The organism is Mesorhizobium sp. NZP2077 (assembly GCF_013170805.1).
Lineage (GTDB): Bacteria > Pseudomonadota > Alphaproteobacteria > Rhizobiales > Rhizobiaceae > Mesorhizobium.
Window position 1 is genome coordinate 6,464,949 of the sequence record NZ_CP051293.1, and the last position, 18,626, is coordinate 6,483,574.

Annotated in this window: 17 protein-coding genes and 3 pseudogenes; 8 read left to right on the top strand and 12 right to left on the bottom strand. The window is 60.5% G+C overall.

Annotation, left to right across the window (positions count from 1 at the left end; translation table 11 throughout):
• Nucleotides 1-112: 112 nt before the first annotated feature.
• Together HGP13_RS38180 and HGP13_RS31960 are read right to left on the bottom strand one after the other, a co-directional pair.
• Nucleotides 113-295 (bottom strand): annotated as a pseudogene (locus HGP13_RS38180) (integrase); the annotation flags it as partial.
• Nucleotides 292-513 (bottom strand): annotated as a pseudogene (locus tag HGP13_RS31960) (integrase core domain-containing protein); the annotation flags it as partial. The pseudogenes HGP13_RS38180 and HGP13_RS31960, both read right to left, overlap by 4 nt.
• Before the next feature lie 500 nt (nucleotides 514-1,013).
• Between HGP13_RS31960 and HGP13_RS31965 the strand changes: the two are divergent.
• Both HGP13_RS31965 and HGP13_RS31970 read left to right on the top strand, forming a co-directional pair.
• The gene (locus HGP13_RS31965; RefSeq protein ID WP_172234946.1) at nucleotides 1,014-1,349 is read left to right on the top strand and encodes a helix-turn-helix transcriptional regulator; all 336 of its coding nucleotides are present in this window, start codon (nucleotides 1,014-1,016) and stop codon (nucleotides 1,347-1,349) included.
• Nucleotides 1,342-2,589: a HipA domain-containing protein gene (locus HGP13_RS31970; protein ID WP_172233499.1), complete on the top strand. Its 1,248-nt coding sequence runs from the start codon at nucleotides 1,342-1,344 to the stop codon at nucleotides 2,587-2,589. The genes HGP13_RS31965 and HGP13_RS31970 overlap by 8 nt, the downstream gene beginning before the upstream one ends.
• A gap of 385 nt (nucleotides 2,590-2,974) precedes the next feature.
• Here the strand turns inward: HGP13_RS31970 and HGP13_RS31975 are convergent.
• Nucleotides 2,975-3,124: pseudogene (locus tag HGP13_RS31975) on the bottom strand (transposase domain-containing protein); the annotation flags it as partial.
• A 181-nt stretch (nucleotides 3,125-3,305) separates the two neighbouring features.
• Here HGP13_RS31975 and HGP13_RS31980 point away from each other — a divergent pair.
• Together HGP13_RS31980 and HGP13_RS31985 are read left to right on the top strand one after the other, a co-directional pair.
• The gene (locus HGP13_RS31980; protein ID WP_172233502.1) at nucleotides 3,306-3,980 is read left to right on the top strand and encodes a DUF6088 family protein; all 675 of its coding nucleotides are present in this window, start codon (nucleotides 3,306-3,308) and stop codon (nucleotides 3,978-3,980) included.
• Nucleotides 3,970-5,013, top strand: coding sequence for a nucleotidyl transferase AbiEii/AbiGii toxin family protein (locus tag HGP13_RS31985; RefSeq protein WP_172233505.1), 1,044 nt, complete (start codon nucleotides 3,970-3,972; stop codon nucleotides 5,011-5,013). The genes HGP13_RS31980 and HGP13_RS31985 overlap by 11 nt, the downstream gene beginning before the upstream one ends.
• 686 nt (nucleotides 5,014-5,699) lie before the next feature.
• Here HGP13_RS31985 and ltrA read toward each other — a convergent pair.
• Complete coding sequence (ltrA, locus tag HGP13_RS31990) at nucleotides 5,700-7,049, bottom strand: group II intron reverse transcriptase/maturase (protein WP_348648952.1); 1,350 nt, start codon at nucleotides 7,047-7,049, stop codon at nucleotides 5,700-5,702.
• A gap of 601 nt (nucleotides 7,050-7,650) precedes the next feature.
• On the opposite strand from ltrA, the gene HGP13_RS31995 reads away from it, so the two are divergent.
• Nucleotides 7,651-7,932, top strand: a complete 282-nt coding sequence (locus tag HGP13_RS31995) for an AlpA family phage regulatory protein (protein ID WP_172233508.1) — start codon at nucleotides 7,651-7,653, stop codon at nucleotides 7,930-7,932.
• Nucleotides 7,933-8,354: 422 nt separating this feature from the next.
• Entirely contained in the window at nucleotides 8,355-8,624 is a 270-nt protein-coding gene (locus tag HGP13_RS32000; RefSeq protein ID WP_172233511.1) for a helix-turn-helix domain-containing protein, read from the top strand.
• Nucleotides 8,625-8,937: 313 nt separating this feature from the next.
• Here the strand turns inward: HGP13_RS32000 and HGP13_RS32005 are convergent, their stop codons facing one another.
• From HGP13_RS32005 to HGP13_RS32020, 4 genes are all read right to left on the bottom strand, one after another.
• Complete coding sequence (locus HGP13_RS32005) at nucleotides 8,938-10,086, bottom strand: Fic family protein (RefSeq protein ID WP_172233514.1); 1,149 nt, start codon at nucleotides 10,084-10,086, stop codon at nucleotides 8,938-8,940.
• A gap of 255 nt (nucleotides 10,087-10,341) precedes the next feature.
• A complete protein-coding gene (locus HGP13_RS32010; RefSeq protein ID WP_172233517.1) occupies nucleotides 10,342-11,598 on the bottom strand; it encodes a site-specific integrase in 1,257 nt (418 codons plus the stop codon).
• A 292-nt stretch (nucleotides 11,599-11,890) separates the two neighbouring features.
• Complete coding sequence (gene guaA, locus HGP13_RS32015) at nucleotides 11,891-13,453, bottom strand: glutamine-hydrolyzing GMP synthase (protein WP_172233520.1); 1,563 nt, start codon at nucleotides 13,451-13,453, stop codon at nucleotides 11,891-11,893.
• Nucleotides 13,454-13,509: 56 nt separating this feature from the next.
• Entirely contained in the window at nucleotides 13,510-14,022 is a 513-nt protein-coding gene (locus HGP13_RS32020; protein WP_246707193.1) for a MarR family winged helix-turn-helix transcriptional regulator, read from the bottom strand.
• 70 nt (nucleotides 14,023-14,092) lie between these two features.
• Here HGP13_RS32020 and HGP13_RS32025 point away from each other — a divergent pair, with 70 nt between their 5' ends.
• The gene (locus HGP13_RS32025) at nucleotides 14,093-14,419 is read left to right on the top strand and encodes a hypothetical protein (RefSeq protein ID WP_172233523.1); all 327 of its coding nucleotides are present in this window, start codon (nucleotides 14,093-14,095) and stop codon (nucleotides 14,417-14,419) included.
• Here the strand turns inward: HGP13_RS32025 and HGP13_RS32030 are convergent.
• The 4 genes from HGP13_RS32030 to HGP13_RS32045 all read right to left on the bottom strand — a co-directional run bounded on the left by HGP13_RS32030 (nucleotide 14,391) and on the right by HGP13_RS32045 (nucleotide 17,572).
• Complete coding sequence (locus tag HGP13_RS32030) at nucleotides 14,391-15,053, bottom strand: 5'-methylthioadenosine/S-adenosylhomocysteine nucleosidase (RefSeq protein ID WP_172233526.1); 663 nt, start codon at nucleotides 15,051-15,053, stop codon at nucleotides 14,391-14,393. The two genes, HGP13_RS32025 and HGP13_RS32030, sit on opposite strands and share 29 nt — an antisense overlap.
• A gap of 147 nt (nucleotides 15,054-15,200) precedes the next feature.
• A complete protein-coding gene (locus HGP13_RS32035) occupies nucleotides 15,201-15,659 on the bottom strand; it encodes a PaaI family thioesterase (RefSeq protein WP_172233529.1) in 459 nt (152 codons plus the stop codon).
• Nucleotides 15,660-15,757: 98 nt separating this feature from the next.
• Nucleotides 15,758-16,243, bottom strand: a complete 486-nt coding sequence (locus HGP13_RS32040) for a TspO/MBR family protein (RefSeq protein WP_172234948.1) — start codon at nucleotides 16,241-16,243, stop codon at nucleotides 15,758-15,760.
• Between the two features lie 39 nt (nucleotides 16,244-16,282).
• The gene (locus tag HGP13_RS32045; RefSeq protein ID WP_172233532.1) at nucleotides 16,283-17,572 is read right to left on the bottom strand and encodes an RsmB/NOP family class I SAM-dependent RNA methyltransferase; all 1,290 of its coding nucleotides are present in this window, start codon (nucleotides 17,570-17,572) and stop codon (nucleotides 16,283-16,285) included.
• A 311-nt stretch (nucleotides 17,573-17,883) separates the two neighbouring features.
• Between HGP13_RS32045 and HGP13_RS32050 the strand changes: the two genes are divergently transcribed.
• On the top strand, nucleotides 17,884-18,561 hold the full coding sequence (locus tag HGP13_RS32050; protein WP_112562434.1) for an MIP family channel protein: 678 nt from the start codon (nucleotides 17,884-17,886) through the stop codon (nucleotides 18,559-18,561).
• The last annotated feature ends 65 nt before the right edge of the window (nucleotides 18,562-18,626 follow it).

The window sequence follows — 18,626 nt, forward strand, 5'->3', positions numbered from 1 at the left end:
ATAGCCAACATTTAAGCTGTTTAGATTGAAGTGCTGCAGACTCCACCGCAGGCTTCCAGCCGTCGTTCAAGGCCAATTCTCCTAGCATTCAGCCGGCACGGGGCTCGTCCAGTTAAAGCGCCGGATCGGGCGCCAGGATCGGCATCGATGGCGGGATGAGCCTGGGGACGAACTTCTTGCCATCGACCCAGGCATCCACGATGTCGGACCATTCCTGCACCATATGGCGGCGTTGAACTTCATATTCTGCCTTGTTGTAGACACCTCTCGATGAGCGCCCGTCCTCGTGGGCTAGGTGTGGAGCCTCAACAGGTTGTCCTCGGTTAGAGCGAGGCGACTGATAGGTGTTTTGGACTTTAGGCTCCCGTGGGGACGGTGCCAATTGTAGCGATGCAGCCAGACCGGCAACTCTGCGGCGCGGTGATCTGAAGTCGGATAGGCGATGGCATAAGCCCTTTCGCGCATCGCCGTCTGGATGAAGCGCTCGGCTTGCTGCCTGCGACCCACAGATCGCCAACACCAGCTTGCGCAGCGGCAAGCGGAAACGCGGTTTTGTTGTTTCCGCTTCCGGGGAGAAAATCGTAGAGAAGGTCCGCTAGGTCTTCGACCGCCTGGGCTTCACGAAACGACATCATAACCTACTAGCCCTCGAGCTCCTTCAACCCCGCATCGAGTTCATCCAGGTGCGGAAGCGCGCGCCAATGCCTCCTGCCGAGGTCTGCCAACAACTCACTGCGGTGAGATCCGACGAATGACCTGTCTCCGGAATCGATCGGATACTGACGGAGACAGACGGCCCCTTCACTCAGGTTGGACGGTCGTCCCAGTGAGCCCGCGGACGTGAAAACGACGGTCGCCGCGATCGCCGACGTCCGGAGGGTCCCGGTCGATGCCGTCACGAGAGCGGTAAGATCGAACCTTCGTTCTCTACTAAGATAAGGCCCTCAAGGGTCTAGCAAAATTGTAATCTTCGTGCTACATACTTGGTCGATCTGTAGTACGAAGGTGTCAAAATTCCAACTCCACACAACCCTCCTGCTGCGGTGCGGCGCGCGCTGCGCAAGCTTGGGGCGGACATCCATGATGCCCGTCGACGCCGACGGCTGCCGATGGCGGTCGTAGCCGAGCGCGCCTTCACGTCTCGCTCGACGCTGCAAAGGGTCGAAGCCGGGGACACCAACGTCAGCGTCGGCATTTATGCGGGCGTCCTGCAGGCGCTCGGCCTCCTCGACGGCCTGAGCCAGGTCGCCGACATCAGCAACGACCGCGTCGGTCAAGCGCTCGCCAGCGCCGACCTACCCAAGCATGTCCACCTCAAGCGGCCAACGGGATCGTCCCGCGATGGCTGACTTCGAGATCCATATCGATTTGGACGGCCGCACACGCCCGATCGGACTGGCGAGGAGCAATCGCGTCCGGGGCACCGAGACCATCCTCTTCGAGTATGACGGCGCATGGCTTGAGGACCCGGACCGCTTCTCGCTCGAGCCAGCTCTTGCTCTGACCCGCGGCGCCTTCGCCCCTCCTGCCGGTCTTGCAACTTTCGGCTCTATCGGTGACTCAGCGCCGGATACCTGGGGCCGGCGTCTCATGCAGCGCGCCGAACGCCGTCTCGCCGACCGGGAAGGCCGCGCGGTTCGCACGCTTGTAGAAAGCGACTACCTGCTCGGTGTCGCCGACGAGACCCGGCTTGGCGCACTCCGCTTCCGCTGGGTCGGCGAAGAGACTTTCCAAGCGCCGATCCGTGCGGGCGTTCCTGCCCTGATCGAGCTTGGCCGGCTGCTCCAGATCACCGAACGGATCCTCCGGGATGAGGAAACGGATGAAGACCTGCAGCTCATCTTTGCCCCAGGCTCCTCCCTTGGCGGTGCGCGTCCGAAGGCGTCGGTCATCGACCAACATGGCCATCTCTCCATCGCCAAGTTTCCGAAGGAGATTGACGACTACAGCATGGAGACCTGGGAAGAGATCGCACTGCAGCTGGCAGGACAGGCTGGTATCGCCACTCCCCAACACGAGCTGATCGATGTCGCCGGTAAGGCGGTCATGCTGTCGCGACGCTTCGACCGTGATGGTGCGATCCGTATCCCGTTCCTGTCGGCGATGGCGATGATGGGCGCGAAGGACGGCGAGCGGGGCAGCTACCCGGAGATCGTCGACGCCCTTGCCGAACATGGCGCCCGGGGGAAGACGGACGCCCACTCCCTCTACCGGCGTGTCGTCTTCAATGTGCTGATTTCCAATGTCGACGACCACCTCCGCAATCACGGTTTCCTGTGGCTGGGAAAGGCGGGGTGGTCTCTCTCGCCGGCATACGACCTAAATCCCGTTCCGACCGATCTCAAGGCGCGGGTGCTGACCACGAACATCGATCTCAACGAGGGCACCTGTTCGCTCGATCTGCTGGAGGCGGCGTCCGAGTTTTTCGCGCTCACCCTGCCGCAGGCGCGCGCGATTATCAAAGAGGTCGCGACCGTGACCGCGACTTGGCGCGATACAGCCAAGGCGGTCGGCGCTCGATCGGCAGAGATCAGCCGCATGGCCAGCGCTTTCGAGCATGACGATCTCAAGCGGGCGCTGGCGGTATGACGAGAACCTTCCTGCACAATTTCGATCCGCCAGCATTCAGCCCTGTCACGGGCGCGACCGTCGACCGAAAGAAGGTAAGCTTCACGCTGTTGCTGCGCTTTCCGAAGGAGCGGACCGCGAAAACCCGCCACACACGCGTGACTTGCTTGGAACTTGGAGCGCGGCCTTGGGATCAAGAACGTCTTTGACTGCTATCCTCATAGAGAGGATCCCTGCAGAGAAGTATCGCTTCAAGGGCCAGTAGTCATCAGGGGTCGAGCCGCCAATTACTCAATTTCTTTAGACTTCCATCGGGCATTGATGCAACTTGCACGGAATGTCGAACCTCCGATGTCCCCCGATAGGCGTAACCGCTGTTTTTAGGCCACGGCCTTGAGTGGCGCAGGGTGTAGGCCCAGGGCAGCAGGTCGTCGAGCTGGCTTTGTGGATGGCCGGCAACGATGCGGGCGATGACGTCAGCGAGGTAAGCGTACGGGTCGACGCCGTTGAGCTTCGCGGTTTCTATGAGCGAGGCGATGGTCGCCCAGTGCTCGCCACGCACCACCTGATGTCCATTTCGAGTGATCTCGCAGCCCATCTTGGCCGCAGTATGGAGCCCAGCTCGATCGCCGCACACATGGGCAGGAGTGCGTGGCCTTGAGTGACTGTCCGAAATTTGTAGCATTCTTCGGACTATGAGGCTTGCTGATGTCCGAAGCTTGTGGCATATTTCGGACATGATCACGGTTGCACCCGATACCGACACTCGCACGCGCGTGCTTGCGCGAATCCTGTCCAAGCCCGACGAGGTGTGGACGCCAGGCGACTTCGCTGATCTCGGCGCACGTGCGGCGGTCGACAAGACGCTGCAGCGGCTGGCTGCTGCCCAGGAGTTGCGCCGGATCGATCGTGGTCTCTACGACCAACCGCGGACGAACAGCTTGACCGGCCGAGTGACAGTGCCCGACTATCGGGCCGTGATCCGCGCTGTGACCCGGCGCGACAACGCGCGCGCCGTCATCGATGGCATGACAGCAGCCAACGATTTGGGCCTGACCACGGCCGTGCCGGCAAAGATCGAGGTGCTAGTCGATGCGCGATTGAAACCGATCAAGCTGGGCACCCAGGAAATCCACTTCAAGTACGCGGCGCCAAGCCGCCTCTATTGGTCTGGCCGGCCGGGGATGCGGGTCGTCCAAGCCCTGCATTGGGTGCAGGACATGCTCGCCCAGGAGAGCGAACGAGAACGCATCCGCACGCAATTGCGCCGCCTTCTTGCAGATGCGAAGCATGGTGATGCCATCCGCGAGGACCTTCGCGCCGGGCTTTCGGCGATGCCGATCTGGATGCAGGAGTTCTTGCGCGAGCTGCTCGTGCCCGATGCTACGGCCCAGGCAAGCGATGAGCACTGACGCTTACGGCCAAATCATTGCCGCGCCACCACGCGACAGGCTCGACCTGTTCCTCGCCACGGCCAATCGCATCGGCGCTCCGGTGGGCAATGTGGAAAAGGACTTCTGGGTCTGCTGGACGCTCAATGCGCTCTATCATGAGCGGCCGGCGGGCGAGCCGCGGCTGCTCTTCAAGGGCGGCACCTCGCTGTCGAAAGGCTATGACCTCATCAAGCGCTTTTCCGAGGACATCGACGTTACCGTGTTCCGCGACGACCTCGAGGAGCCGGCCTCAGTCGAAGATCTCGAGGCGCTGTCCAATAAAAAGCGCCGCGCCAAACTCGACGCCATTCGAGACGCATGCCGCGCCTATATCACCGGCCCGCTCAACGCGTTCCTCGCCGCGCAATTGGCGGATGTCACCAATGGGGCGGGGCGCATGGAGGTCGATGACGCCGATCCCGACCGGCAGACCCTGCTGCTATGGTACCCGGAGGTGGAGCCGCGCGACGGGGCGTATGTTCGACCGGCCATACGTCTTGAGTCGGGCGCGAAATCGGCGCTCGATCCCCACCGGCCGCTGAGAATCACCCCCTATGTCGCCGATGAGGCCGCGGGGATCGATCTGGTGGTGCCAGAGGTGACGACGATCGAGGCGGCGCGGACGTTCTGGGACAAGGTGGTCATTGCTCACGGGTTGCGCCGCTGGTTTGAGCGGCGCGGGGGACTGCGACAGGAGGGCCAGCGGGTGTCGCGCCACTATTACGACCTGCATTGCCTTGTGCAATCAGACACCGGCAAGGCTGCGCTTGCCGACCTCGATCTCGGCGCCGATTGCGTACGGCATGCCCGCATGTTCTTCGATCGCCTGGACTTCGACCTGGCCTCCGCCGTCCCCGGGAGCTTCGCGATCGAGCCGACGAACAAGATGGTCGATGCGCTCGGCCGCGACTATGCCAACACGACCGCCATGATTTTCGGGGCGGCACCGAGCTTTGATGATGTTCTGGTCTCTGCCGGAGAGATCGAGAAGGCCCTGAATGCCGGCAACTAGCGGGCCGGCGAGATCCGTCTGCGGCCCCCATGCGAAATCGATCGCCTCCCTTCTCGACGGGCTGGCGAAGGTTCTGCTTTGGCAGAGCGAGGCCTTTGCTGCGGAGCAGCCTATGGCTGAACCCAAGGAAAACAACCCGCTTCCAGCTCGGCAATTATCTTGCCGGTGATCTCGTCGTAGAGATTCGACCGATCGGCGACAGGATGAGTTCGATTGGTCCGGACAGACATTGCGGTTCTCCGCGACGGGCGCCGAAGGCCTCTCCTTCCGCTTTCAACCCGTCGCGAAAAACCCGCCCCCCCTCTGACTCCCCGGCGGGAGAGCTCCTGCTCTCCCGACCAATGTGAAAAAGGGCGTACAAGGCGGAAGCACCGAAATGTCCGTCAGCGGGAATAAGTCAGTTCGGTGCTGGAGCAGGTTCGTGGCCCTGAGACCGGTTCAACAGGGCGGCCGAAGGAGCATCAGTATAGCGCCGCCGTGAGGCGATCGCGGTAGGGACGCTCATTGCTGAGCGCCCCCCGCACAGATCCGTACGTGCAGAATTCCCGCATACGGCTCCTACCTTGGGTGTTTGACGGCGAAGCGGATTGCCGGCCAGGGATGCAGGATTCTTGGTTTCGGAAGCCACCGCGCTGCGAGCTTTTCCACTCGGGACGTTGACGTCGTGTCCATCTGGCCACGGTGTCTCAGAGCCAGCTTCCACAGGAAGATGACATGCTCCCGAATGCCCGAAGCGATCGCAGGTTGGCGGGCACCGCGTGATACTCATAGTATCCGCGCACGACCTGCCTGAGCCATTTCGCTTGTTCGCGAATTGGCCGGTTTCTCAACCATCGCAGCCGGTCCTTGATCTCCCGGAGCTTCGCCCTCATACGGTCGCGGCGGGACTTCCGCAGAAGCATGAAGTCTCCCCGCAGAGATTTGCCGCAGATATGGGTAAAGCCGAGAAAGTCGAAGGTTTCCGGTTTTCCAAGACCACGTTCCCGACGACGACTGGCCGCGTAGCGGCCAAACATTAGCAGGCGCGTTTTCTCGGGGTGCAATGACAGAGAGAACTTCTCCAACCGTTCTCGCATCTCGATCTGGAAACGGTGTGCGTCAGCTTCTCGTTCGAAGCCCACCACGATGTCGTCCGCGTAGCGCACGATGATCATGTTGCCCGTGGCTGACCGCTGTCGCCAGCGGTTAGCCCAAAGGTCGAAGACGTAGTGCAGGTAGAGGTTCGCGAGCAGTGGCGAAGCCACCGATCCCTGACCCGTTCCCTGTTCAGACGTCGTGACGATCCCTTCTTCCAAAACGCCCGCCTTCAGCCACTTCTGGATGAGACGGATGACGCGCTGGTCGCCGATCCGATGGTTCAGGAACCTGACCAGCCATTCCTGACTGACCCGGTCGATGAACTGCTGGATATCAGCGTCCAGTATGAAGTTCACCTTTCGCTTTTCGATCCCGACCGCGAGTGCGTCCAGCGCATCGTGCTGGCCGCGTCCGGGCCGGAAACCATACGAGAACCCGAGGAAGTCTTCCTCGTAGATCGCGTTCAGCACCGCGACCGTCGCTCTTTGGACAATTTTGTCCTCAAGGGCGGCGATTGCGAGCGGGCGTTGGCGTCCGTCCGGCTTTGGTATGTACTGCCGCCGTGCGGGGCTTGCCCGGTATGCACCTCTTTGGAGCCTATCGCGCAGATTCTCGATCAGGTGATCAAGGTCCGCTTCGTAGGCTCGCCATGTCAGCCCATCGACGCCGGGGGCTGCATCACGCCGTAGAGCGTAGAATGCCGTCCTCAACGTTTCTAGATTGAGATGGTGAAAGAGGCTGGTGAACCTCTCCTGCTTCCTAAGTCTTGCGACTTGCCGTATGCGGTCCAGCGCATGTGACACGCTTTCCCGGTCCTGTGCCCGGCGCGTGGTTTGCTGATCCGCATTTCCCTTGGTCGTTGCCCTTGGCTCCACCGACTCCGCAGCCGGTTCCCCGGCCTTGTTCGTCAGCTTCATAGCTACTACGGCAACGTCTGACTTCTCACGATCGTTCATCATCGGCTCGTGCTTTCGCTTTCCCGATACGGACCAAGGAAGGTGTTACCACCTTGGTCAATCGTGAGATCTCCCGGTTCCCGAACAAGGAATTTCCGCACATGCCAGGTTCTACGACCACGCCGAGTTGGTCGGGCACTCGCAATAACGCGCCCTACCATGTTGCCTTCCGGAGCATCCACGCCGTCGGCACTCGAGATTAGGTCCCTTACCCGGCTCAATGGCTGGCCTGTGCCTTATCCTACCGACGCTTCACCGACGACCTCGCGGGCGTCGGCGCACGGCTCGGAGCCAATGTGGATTGCTACTCCTTCACTGAAATGGACTTTCACCATTCTATTCCTTGCCGGTTTTTCCGGCGCTCGGATGCGGGACCGACCGCTCCCGGCGAAGGGCGCCATATGAAACTTTGCTCGCTAACGTGACCGCAGAGCAGGAAGCAATCCGCCGCGCATGACGCATGTGGTCGATCCCGGCCACATCTAACCCTCACCGGCCGATATTTACGAAATGACCGCCCAGCATACGCTTGCCGGCTTTCGCCATTTCCTTCCCTGAAGACCATCAGCTTCAATCGTCTGCTTAGCGATGGAGGAATGGGGCTATGACTGGTCCCGGGAAAAGTGCAACAAAGCGGACGATCCGCCGCAAGGAACTGCGCGAAATCGTACCTCTTGCCGACAGCACAATCTATGAAATGGAACAACGCGGGCAATTTCCACGACGCTTCGCTCTCACCCCTCGGTGCGTGGTTTGGGATCTGGCCGAAGTAGAAGCCTGGCTGCAGGCTCGCAGGGCAGTTCCGATCCCCCGAGCGAGTCCTCCTGATGTGCGTTTACGGAAAACCTCTCCTGTCAGAGCGCGAGATCGGGCACAAATACCGTAGGCATAGGGGGACGATCGCCACGGTACAGTGTCGATGATCAATCAGTTTGGACACAATGTGCCGCTGCGGCGGACGCATGGCGCCGCAAGGTCCACTGGGCAGGTCGCGCCAACAACCGGTTCAGGCCTCAGGTAGGCGTCCATAAACCAGATTGAGCGGTCGCGAACGTCGAAAGCTGCTAACCCGAGATTCGGGACATCTGTGATAACCATCCACCCCGCCGAAGATCACTGATGGTCACGTCGGCACGATCACGCCGGCGGCATGATGGCGATGATGATCAGGAGCAAAAAGCGTTCGGAGCTTGCTGCTTATGATCGGCATGATGCCGTCTGATGTCACGGTTATCGGACCCTCGAAAACAGCCATTATATAAGCTATTCTCCTCACAAAAGCTAGAAAAGCTAATTTGTGAGGCGAAAATGATCGACCTGAACGATCTTGGCAATGAGATCAAGAATGCCAGAAAGCAGCGAAAGCTGGCACGGGAAAAACTCGCCGAGCTTTCCGGGGTCAGCCGGGCGAGGATCGAGGCGCTTGAGAATGGCAGGGTATCCGACATGGGTTTCAAACGCCTGCTCACGCTCATGAACATTGTAGGGCTCGATTTCCGGCTGATGACCTTCAACAACAAGCGCCCGACACTCGAAGACATCATGGAGGAAGATGATGCTGCGCGTTTGGGTAGGTAGCACAAGCCAGTCGGCGGCCTGGGCAGATCCGGCAAACGTGGTTCGACTTTCGTGTACGATGTGGGGTCGCCGGAGTGCAGCCGAAGGTCCTGGTGCGAGCCAGGGAAGATGGTCCGTGGACGGACGCCAGTCGCTGAGCGTCCGTCCACGGACCAAATCCCGACGTGAAGAAATGCCGATCAGGCTGAAGAACGCCATAGGTGGCGTGATAGGCGTTGGCGGACACCTAAGAGACAGCACGTTTAGGCGGCATCCGCCGGTAGCATTTCGCTGTCACCCACTGGGCGGGCGGAAATACGTATTCCGAGGTCGTTCATAGGTTAGAGAACAGACTGATGTAAGGCGAATAAAAGAAGCGCCTGTTGCGAGCTTGCCCCGTGATTTCGACCAAAATCTCCGTATCGACAAATTTATCGACAAGGGCGCTTGCATTTGGGAAACTGATCCCAAGAACGTCTCGGACATTGTTTATGCTTACAGTGGGTCGCCGGTATAAGTGCTCCAAAACCTTGTTGGCTTTTCCTGCTGAGTTGCCAAATTTATCGGATATTATCGATCTGTGGCCCTCTCTGAGACTGACGATCTCTCTAGCGGTTTCAGTCGCCTGTTCGGCTACGTCACCGACCCCTTTAAGAAAGAACCTGATCCATCCTTCCCAGTCTCCATCAACGCGGGTGCTCTGAAGACGATCGTAATACTCCTGCCGGTGTTGCTTGAAATAGTGTGAGAGGTAGAGGACGGGTTTCATCAACAGGCGTCTTTCAAACAGAAAGAATGCGATGAGGAGCCTTCCCACCCGCCCATTACCGTCAAGAAACGGGTGGATCATTTCAAACTGCGCATGGCTCAGGCCAATCTTTATGAGCGGCGGGATATGGTCATCAGCGTGAAGAAATTTTTCAAGGTCGCTCAATGCTAACGCAGCTTCCTCGTGAGGAGGTGGGACAAAACTAGCGGAATTTAGGTTGCTTCCGCCTGGGCCGATCCAATTCTGACTTCGGCGAAGCTCTCCCGGTTGAAGCTTATGTCCGCGAACACCATGAAGGAGTTTTTCGTGAATTTCCGTGATCAAGCGAACCGACAGAGGCAGTTCGTCGAGCCGGCTGATCCCATGATTCATCGCAGATATATAATTGACGACCTCATCAACATCTTTTGGCATTTGTTGATCGTAGATTTCCGCCTCTGCTTTCAAAAGATCATTTATGGATGCCTGAGTTCCTTCGATTTGGCTGGATAGAACGGCTTCCTTTCTAACATACATCATCACAAACAAATCGGGATTGGGAAGGGTCTGTATGGATCCATCAAGCCGTCCTAGAGCCCGATCCGCTCTTGAGAGGAGACTTTGAAGTTCGGCATCAATCGCCAGAGGCGGCTGAGGTGGCAACGGCGAAGGTATAAAAGCGCGATAGCCGGCAGGCTGTCGGACATATCGCCCGCTCCGTCCTTCGAAAGCCATCGGCATCCTCTTATTATCGTAAAACGTTATCAAGAATCATATTGGCACACGTTATTAACGTCAAGCGTTAATAGGAATCACAAAAAGTGGCTTACTAATGCCTGGCAGTAGTGAGTCCCGAACCGCCTCACCATATTATCGTCCAGCTATAATACCGGCGCCACAGAGTTTCATATTAATGCGTAGCAGGAACAACGAACTCGGCGAACCTCGGGCCAGAACGTGCGTGATGCGCCATACAACCCTTGTGTGGAATCAAAGGGCCGGATCAGACTCCAAGATCGGCAGCGACGGCGGGATCAGTGTCGGCCCATATTTCTTGCCGCCGACCCAGGCATCGACGATATCCGACCATTCCTGCATCATGTGGCGGCGTTGCACCTCATATTCGGCCTTGTTGTAAACACCACGCGACGAGCGCCCGTCCTCGTGCGCCAGGCATTTCTCAATCCAATCGCTGTTGAAACCAAGTTCATTCAACAGCGTCGAGCCCGTTCGCCGCAGGTCATGAACCGTAAACGGCTCCAGAGGCAGCCCCTCGGCCTTCGCCCGCTCGACGACCGCGTAGGTGACGCGGTTAAAGGTGGCGCGCGACATCGGTGCATCCGCATCGTACCGCGATGGAAGAAGGTATCTGGAATTTCCTGCACAGGTCTTCAGCGCAATCATGATGTCGAGCACCTGGCGTGACAGGTAGACGTTATGCGCCTTCGATCGCTTCATGCGTTCTTTCGGGATCGTCCAGACCGCATTCTCGAAATCGACCTCGTCCCAAACCGCGTCCTGCAGCTCGCTCTTTCGCACCATCGTGAGCAGGTAAAGCCGCATTCCCAAGCGGATCGTGGGAAGTGTGGCGATGTGCTCGAGCTGCTTCAGCATCACGCGAATCTCTGAAGGCGAAAGCGAACGGTCCTTTGGCACGAACGTAGCAATCGATGCGGGCCCAACTTCAGCGGCCGGGTTGGCCACCTTCTCCCCGTGCAGGATCGCAAAGCCGTAAATCTGCTTCAAGATGTCTCTTACGTGGATAGCGGTCGCAGGAGCACCACGTTCGACGATGCTGCCACAGTGGGCTCGTAGATCGTCCGGAGTGATCTCCGTCAGGAGGCGATTGCGCCAGACCGGAAGAAGCTCTCGCTCGAAGATGGAGCGCCGCATGGCGCGCGTGCTGTCGGCCATCGGCGCGGCTGTGAGCCACTTCTCCCCGAACTCGCCAAAACTCTTAGCCTCTTTCAGGCGGCGCTTCGCGCGCTGCTTCTCGATGGCCGGCGATCGTCCCTCGCGAACAGCGCGCTTCGCGTCAAGGCACTTCTCTCGAGCCAAGGCGAGCGAGATTCCGTCCCGCCCATACCTGCCGAGATAGACCGTCTCGCGACGCCCGTTGAGCCTGTAATCCAGCCGAAACGAGATCGCGCCACTGGGCATGACCCTGATATACATGCCGTCACGGTCTGCAATCTTGTAGATTTTCTGTTTTGGTTTCAGCGCCTTAAGGGCGGCGTCCGTCAGCATACCCATTGCCTCTTGAAAAGTACCGTCAGTACAATTTCGAGGCTTCGTGACCGGAAATACCCTTTCTTTTCAACGCCTTATGCATAAAAAAGTACCGTCACGAGCCTCATTGACTCTGACGGTACTCAGAAAAAATCGGGTGGGCAATATGCGGAAGGTCCGTCAAGCGGTCCGTCAAAGCCAATCTCTGCGTGCCGATTGCAGCTGATTGTCCCTGGATGGATTTATTTTTATTTTCAGTATGTTACGTCGCAGATTGAGGTATTCTCGGCGACGTCTGAGTGGGCCTGAATCATTCCCACTCGATCGTACCAGGCGGCTTCGATGTCACGTCGTAGACGACGCGGTTGATGCCGCGGACCTCGTTTATGATGCGCGTGGCGGCGGCACCCAGGAAGGCCATGTCGTAGTGGTAGAAGTCGGCCGTCATGCCGTCGACCGAGGTCACGGCGCGCAGCGCGCAGACGAATTCGTAGGTGCGGCCGTCGCCCATCACGCCGACGGTTTGCACGGGCAGCAGCACGGCGAAGGCCTGCCAGATGGCGTCGTAGAGGCCGGCCTTGCGGATCTCGTCGAGATAGATGGCGTCGGCCTCGCGCAGGATCTCGAGCTTCTCGCGGGTGATGCCGCCCGGGCAGCGTATGGCGAGACCCGGTCCCGGGAACGGATGGCGGCCGATGAAGCTTTCGGGCAGGCCGAGTTCCTTGCCGAGTGCCCTCACCTCGTCCTTGAACAGTTCACGCAACGGCTCGACCAGTTGCATGTTCATGCGCGCAGGCAGGCCGCCGACATTGTGGTGCGACTTGATGGTCACCGACGGGCCGCCGGTGAAGGAGACGCTCTCGATAACATCGGGGTAAAGCGTGCCTTGCGCCAAGAAATCGGCGCCGCCGAGTTTTTTGGCCTCTTCTTCGAACACTTCGATGAACAGCCGGCCGATGGTCTTGCGCTTCTTCTCGGGGTCAACCTCGCCTTCCAGCGCCGAGATGAATTTTTCCGAGGCATCGACCAGGATCAACGGCAGATTGTAGTGCTGACGGAACATCGCCACCACACCCGCAGCCTCGTCCTTGCGCATCAGGCCATGGTCGACAAGGATGCAGGTCAGCTGGTCGCCGACCGCCTCATGGATCAAGAGCGCGGCGACCGAAGAATCCACGCCGCCCGACAGCGCGCAGATGACCTTGCCCTTGCCGACCTGTTTACGGATCGCCTCGACGGCGTGTTCGCGGTAGGCGCGCATCGTCCAATCGCCTTCGATGCCGGCGATGTTGTGGACGAAGTTCCTGAGCAGCCTGGCGCCGTCCGGCGTGTGCACCACTTCCGGGTGGAACATGATGCCGTACATCTTGCGCTCGACATTGCCGAAGATGGCGAAGGGCGAGCTTTCAGACTTGCCAAAAACCTGAAAACCGGGCGGCAAAGCGATGACGCGGTCGCCATGGCTCATCCAGACCTGATGGCGCTGGCCGGTGGCCCACAAGCCCTCGAAGAGCGGACTGTCCTTCTCGATCTCGACGAAGGCGCGGCCGAATTCGCGATGGTTGGAGCTCTCGGCGACACCGCCCATCTGCACGCACATGGCCATCTGGCCATAGCAGATGCCAAGCACCGGCACGCCGGCATCGAAGACGATCTGCGGCGCGCGCGGGCTGCCTATATCAGACGTAGAAGCCGGGCCGCCCGAGAGGATGACGGCTTTCGGATTGATGCGCTTGAACGCGGCTTCTGCCGACTGGAACGGCACGATCTCGGAAAACACGCCGGCCTCACGGATGCGGCGGGCGATGAGCTGCGTAAACTGGCTGCCGAAATCGACAATCAGGACGGTGTCGGGATGATTGGCTGTTTTCATGGCGAGCGTTTAGAGAAAGAAATGAGTCGACGCAATGGGTTACAAAGCCGCGCCGTTCACTGAACGCCGGCCTTTTTATCACTGGCGTCCGCCTGCTCGGCATCGAGCGTGCGCAATGCATCCATTAGCGCCGCGAACCGCTGCTGGCCGATGCGTTCGACGTAGCCATGCTCGATCTGGAGCTTGATGCGGTCGCCGTCACGCAAGGCATCCAGACCCTTGCGCGTGTAGCCGACAAGCTTGCCGCGCCCGTCCCGCGGATCGGGCAGACGCTGCACCACGCCCTCCGCCTCCAGCCCGTCGAGCAATTGTTGGACCGCCTGCTTGGAGATTGCCGAGCGCTCGATCAGCGCCGCCTGACGAATGCCGCCGCGGGGGATATGCCCCAGCAGCCCTGCGCGCGCTTCGGTGAACCAGCCGTGGCCGGCGGTGCGCATCGCGGCGGCGAATTCGGCCTGCCAGGCGCGGCTTGCCTGCCATAACCGCCAGCCGACGTGATCGGGCAGGGCTTCGATTTTTTCGTCAAGCTCCTTGACCAAATTCAATTCACCCTTTAGATAGTCAAGCAACTTGACTATGCGCTCACCTTACGTGGCGACCGTGGCCGAGGCAATCGCCGAATTTACTCAGGAGAACAACATGACGGCACTGCAAAAGGAAAGTCTTGCAATCCTCATTCCAGGTACGACCCATGTGCTGGAGCGAAACGGCAAGGAGGCTTACGTCTATTTCGAGAACGAAGGCGCCGCACACATGCTGCTCGATGATGGTGAGGCGCGCAGCGGGCGCTGGAGGATGCTCGATGATGGCTATGTCACGGACTGGGACACGGGTGTGACAGGGCGCTGGACCCTGGACCATGAACCGGGATCCGTCACCTACGTCAACCGCGACAACGCCGTTCGTTTCAGGATGATCGGGGTGCTGTTCGGCAACGCTAAGAACCTGCCGCGTCAGCAGCCCTAAAATCGATTGCGCCCGACCCGATCGACTGTTCGAGGCGCGTGACCGCGTCCGCCAGCTTCTCGTCGATGACGTGCAGATATTCGGTCCAGTCGCTGACATGCCTGAGATCTGCAGCGCCGTCGGAAATGCCGCGCAGCCCGATCAAGGGTACATCGAACAGCTGGCAGGCACGCAGGCAGGCGAAGGTTTCCATATCGACCATGTCGGCCGCGATCGTGTCATAGGCGGTACCGGTAATGATGGCGCCGCCGGTCGACAGCGTGGCTTCCTTGATTTCAGGAATCCGGAACGGCAGCGGCACGGTCACCGGCAGGTCGAGAAACGGTGTCGCGCCTTTCTCGAAACCCAGCGGCGAGGCATCGATGTCGCGATAACTGACGGAGACGGCCTGATAGATTTCGGTCTGTTCCAGGGTCCGGCTGCCGGCTGAGCCGAGCGATACGACGAGGTCCGGCAAGGCCTTTTCGGATTTCAACCAGGAGAGTTCGGCGCCAAGGCGGACACCGGCTTCGACAGGGCCGACGCCCGTCATCAGCGGCGTTAACAGTTTTTGCAGATGTGGCCCGTATTCAGCCTGCGCAGCCATGACGAAGAGGACATCCTTGCCCCCAATTCGGGTAGTGTTTCCGGTCATGATCTACTCTTCCTGCCCATACTACCTACGCTGGAGACAAGAGGGGTGACGTGCCCTCACCTGTGCCCGGCCCTTCGCTATGGCTCCGGGCGTTCGTCGCTCGAAAAGCCCATTCTGGGGCTTTTCGTCCGCTACGCGGACAGCTCCTCACCCAGCAATCCCGTCGCGGCCAACCACTGTCATCATGGTCCCCGTCATGGTGGCGATCAGCTTGGCCTCGCCGTCGGCGGCGAAGGCATAGGCCTGGCCGTCGGCGACGATGATGGTGCGGCCGGGCTTGGTCACCGAGCCACGGAACAGGAAACGTTCGCCCCTGCCCGGCGCCAGGAGGTTGACCTTGAACTCGATGGTCAGCACGCCGGAATATTCCGGCATCAGCGAGAATGCCGCGTAACCGCAGGCCGAGTCGAGAGCGGTTGAAATAACGCCAGCGTGGAGAAAGCCGTGCTGCTGGGTCAGGGCGGCCGAATAGGGCATCTCGATCTCGATGATGCCGGGCGTCACCAGTGTCAGTTCGGCGCCGATCGTCGCCATCGCCTGCTGGCGGGCGAAGGATGCCCTGACGCGATCCTCATAGTCCGGGGCCGGTACGATCTTTGCTGCCATCGCTGATGCCTTCACGTTTGCCGGGAAAGCTTATCGCAGAGGCAGGAGCGGCAGGCAAATGCTTTTGCTGCACTGCAGCAAACGACAATGCGAGCGTCCTAGTTCAACCACAGAAGCGAGGCGTTGAGCAGAGTGGCGAACGCCACCCAGGCCGCGTAAGGCACAAACAGCGAGCCGGACAGCCGGTCGCGGTTCCAGGCGCTGGCGATGAACAGCAGGATGATCGCGAGAAGAAGCACAATGACGACCAAGGCAGGTCCCATCATCTTGGCGCCGAAGAAGGTTGGCGACCACGCGAAATTCAGGACGAGCTGGGCGCCCCAGACCTTCATCGTGGTTCCCTTGGGTTCTCGTACCCAGGTCCGCCAGCCGGCCACGGAGATAAGCACATAGAGCAGTGTCCAGGCAGGCCCAAAGACCCAGTTGGGTGGATTGAAGGGCGGCTTGGCCAGCGATGCGTACCAGGCGTCCGGCAAGGTCGCGTAACCGATCAGCAGGCCGCCGCCCAGCACCAGGACAATGAAAAGCAGAAGCGACACATATCTTTGCAAGAATTCCACCCGTGGCGGCCCGACGCCGCGCATCTGCAACTGGGGCGCCGTCGCCAGCTGTCAACGGCAGCGTCAATTCGTCCGGCGCATGGCGCAGAAGTAAAACCCGTCAGTCCCGCTCAATGCCGGCGACAACGAAATATCCCCGGCAGCGCCGATCCGCGCGGCTGCCTCGTGACCTGGAAAACGATTGTTCCACAACGCACGGTGATCGACGGGGGCAAAGCCTTTGTGCCGCTCGCGGAACGCCGCGATCTGCTCGCCATTCTCTTCGTCAAACACCGAACAGGTGATGTAGACCAGCAGGCCGCCGGGTTTGACATACACTTTGGCGGCATCGAGGATCGCCGATTGCTCGCCCTTGCGGGCATCGAGCTGTCTTTGCGTCAGCCGCCATTTGGCATCGGGACGGCGCCGCCAGGTGCCGCTGCCGGTGCAGGGTGCGTCGACCAGCACGATGTCCATATGATTGGCGAGGGGGCTGAGTTCAGCCTGCTTGGTGACGACCTGCACATTGCGGTTTTCCGAGCGGCGGATGCGGTCGAAGATCGGGGCAAGGCGCGCCTTTTCGGCATCATGGGCAAAGATCTGGCCGCGGTTGTCCATTGCAGCCGACAGCGCCAGCGTCTTGCCGCCGGCGCCGGCGCAGAAGTCGAGCACCTGCATGCCGGGTTCGGCGCCGGCGAGCGCGGCCGCTATTTGCGAGCCCTCGTCCTGGACCTCGAACCATCCTTTCTGGAAGGCCGGCTCGGACTGCACGTTCGGGTGCCTGCCGTCACCGTCGATGGGCGGAATGCGGATGCCGAGCGGCGCGATCCGCGCGGCCTGCGCCCCGGTGTCGGCAAGCTCCTTGAGGACCTTGGCGCGATCGGCCTGCAGCGTGTTGACCCGGATGTCGAGCGGCGGACGGGTCGCCAGCGCCGCGCCCTCGCCGACCCATGTCTCGCCAAAAGCCCGTTCGAAAAGCGGTTCGCACCAATCGGGTATGTCGGCCCGCACCGCGGACGGCGCGTCGGCAAGCCGGCGGCCGGCGATCGTCTGCAGCTCGGCGGCGCTGAGCAGCGGCGGCGCGAACTTGTCACCGTCGAGCGCGTCATTGAGCGACTGCGCCGTCTGGCCCCATTCGAGCAGCAAAGCGCCGAAGCCGATGGCGCGCGGCGTGTCGTCGCCGAGCAGCCAGCCGGCGGAGCGCTTGTGGCGCAACGCGTCGTAGACGATGTTGCCGATCGCCGCACGATCACCGCCGCCGGCGAAGCGGTGCGACAGGCCCCAATCCTTCAGCGCATCGGCCACCGGCCGGTGACGCCGGCCAATGTCCTCCAGCACTTCGATGGCCGCAGCCAGCCGTCCGCCCAGTCGCATTCATCATTCCATCAAATCATGATCTATCGCCTGCTCTTAGAGCCTTTTACGTCCGGATTGAACCCCGCTCGCGTCTCACGACGGCAATCCCGACCGAGGCCCGCGTATCCGCCCGACCAGTCAATATCCCTGGCCGGCAACAGCAGATCGATCAACAGATGCAAGGTCTCTAATGTTATCAACTGGCGACTGCAAGCACGGCCTGTGACGCAACCGCTCTGCTTTCCAAGTTTTTTGGTTGGGAATACTCTTCACAGCATGATTCGCGGCGCGGAAAACGCGAACCGGCGGATCGCTACGAGGAGAGGGCAATGAAAACTTATCTTGCGGAAGTTTTGGGCACATTTCTGTTGGTGTTCATCGGTACGGCGTCGGTGGCGACGGGCGGCTTCCTCGCCGATCTGCCGCTCGGCCAGGAAGCCATCGGCCTGGCGTTCGGCATCGGCCTGATTGCGGCGGCCTATGCGGTTGGACCGATTTCCGGCGCGCATCTCAATCCGGCGGTGACGCTCGGCGTCTTCCTCGCCGGCCGGCTGCCGGCCAAGGACGTCATCCCCTATTGGATCGCGCAGGTCATCGGCGCCATCCTGGCCTCGCTGGCGCTGTGGATCATCGTTTCCGGCCAGACCGGCGGACACACCACCGGCTTCGGCGCCAATGGCTGGGACGTGGCAAAATGGGGGATGAGTTCGGCCTTCCTGTGGGAGCTGATCGGCACCTTCACCTTCGTCACCGTCATCCTCGGTGTTACCGCTGAAAAGCACTCGACGGCGTTTGCCGGCCTGGTCATCGGCCTGACGCTCGCGGGGCTACACTTCGCCATGATCCCGGTCACCGGCACCTCGGTCAATCCGGCCCGTTCCATCGGCCCGGCGCTGTTCACCGGCGGTGCCGCCCTCAGCCAGCTCTGGCTGTTCATCGTCGCGCCGCTGATCGGCGGCGCCATCGCCGGCGTCGTCGCCAAGGCGCGCATCTTCGAGAAGGATTGATCTCGAAAGCCTGAATGAAAAAGGGCGCGGGCCACGGCCCGCGCCTTTTTTTTGGATAGAGTCCT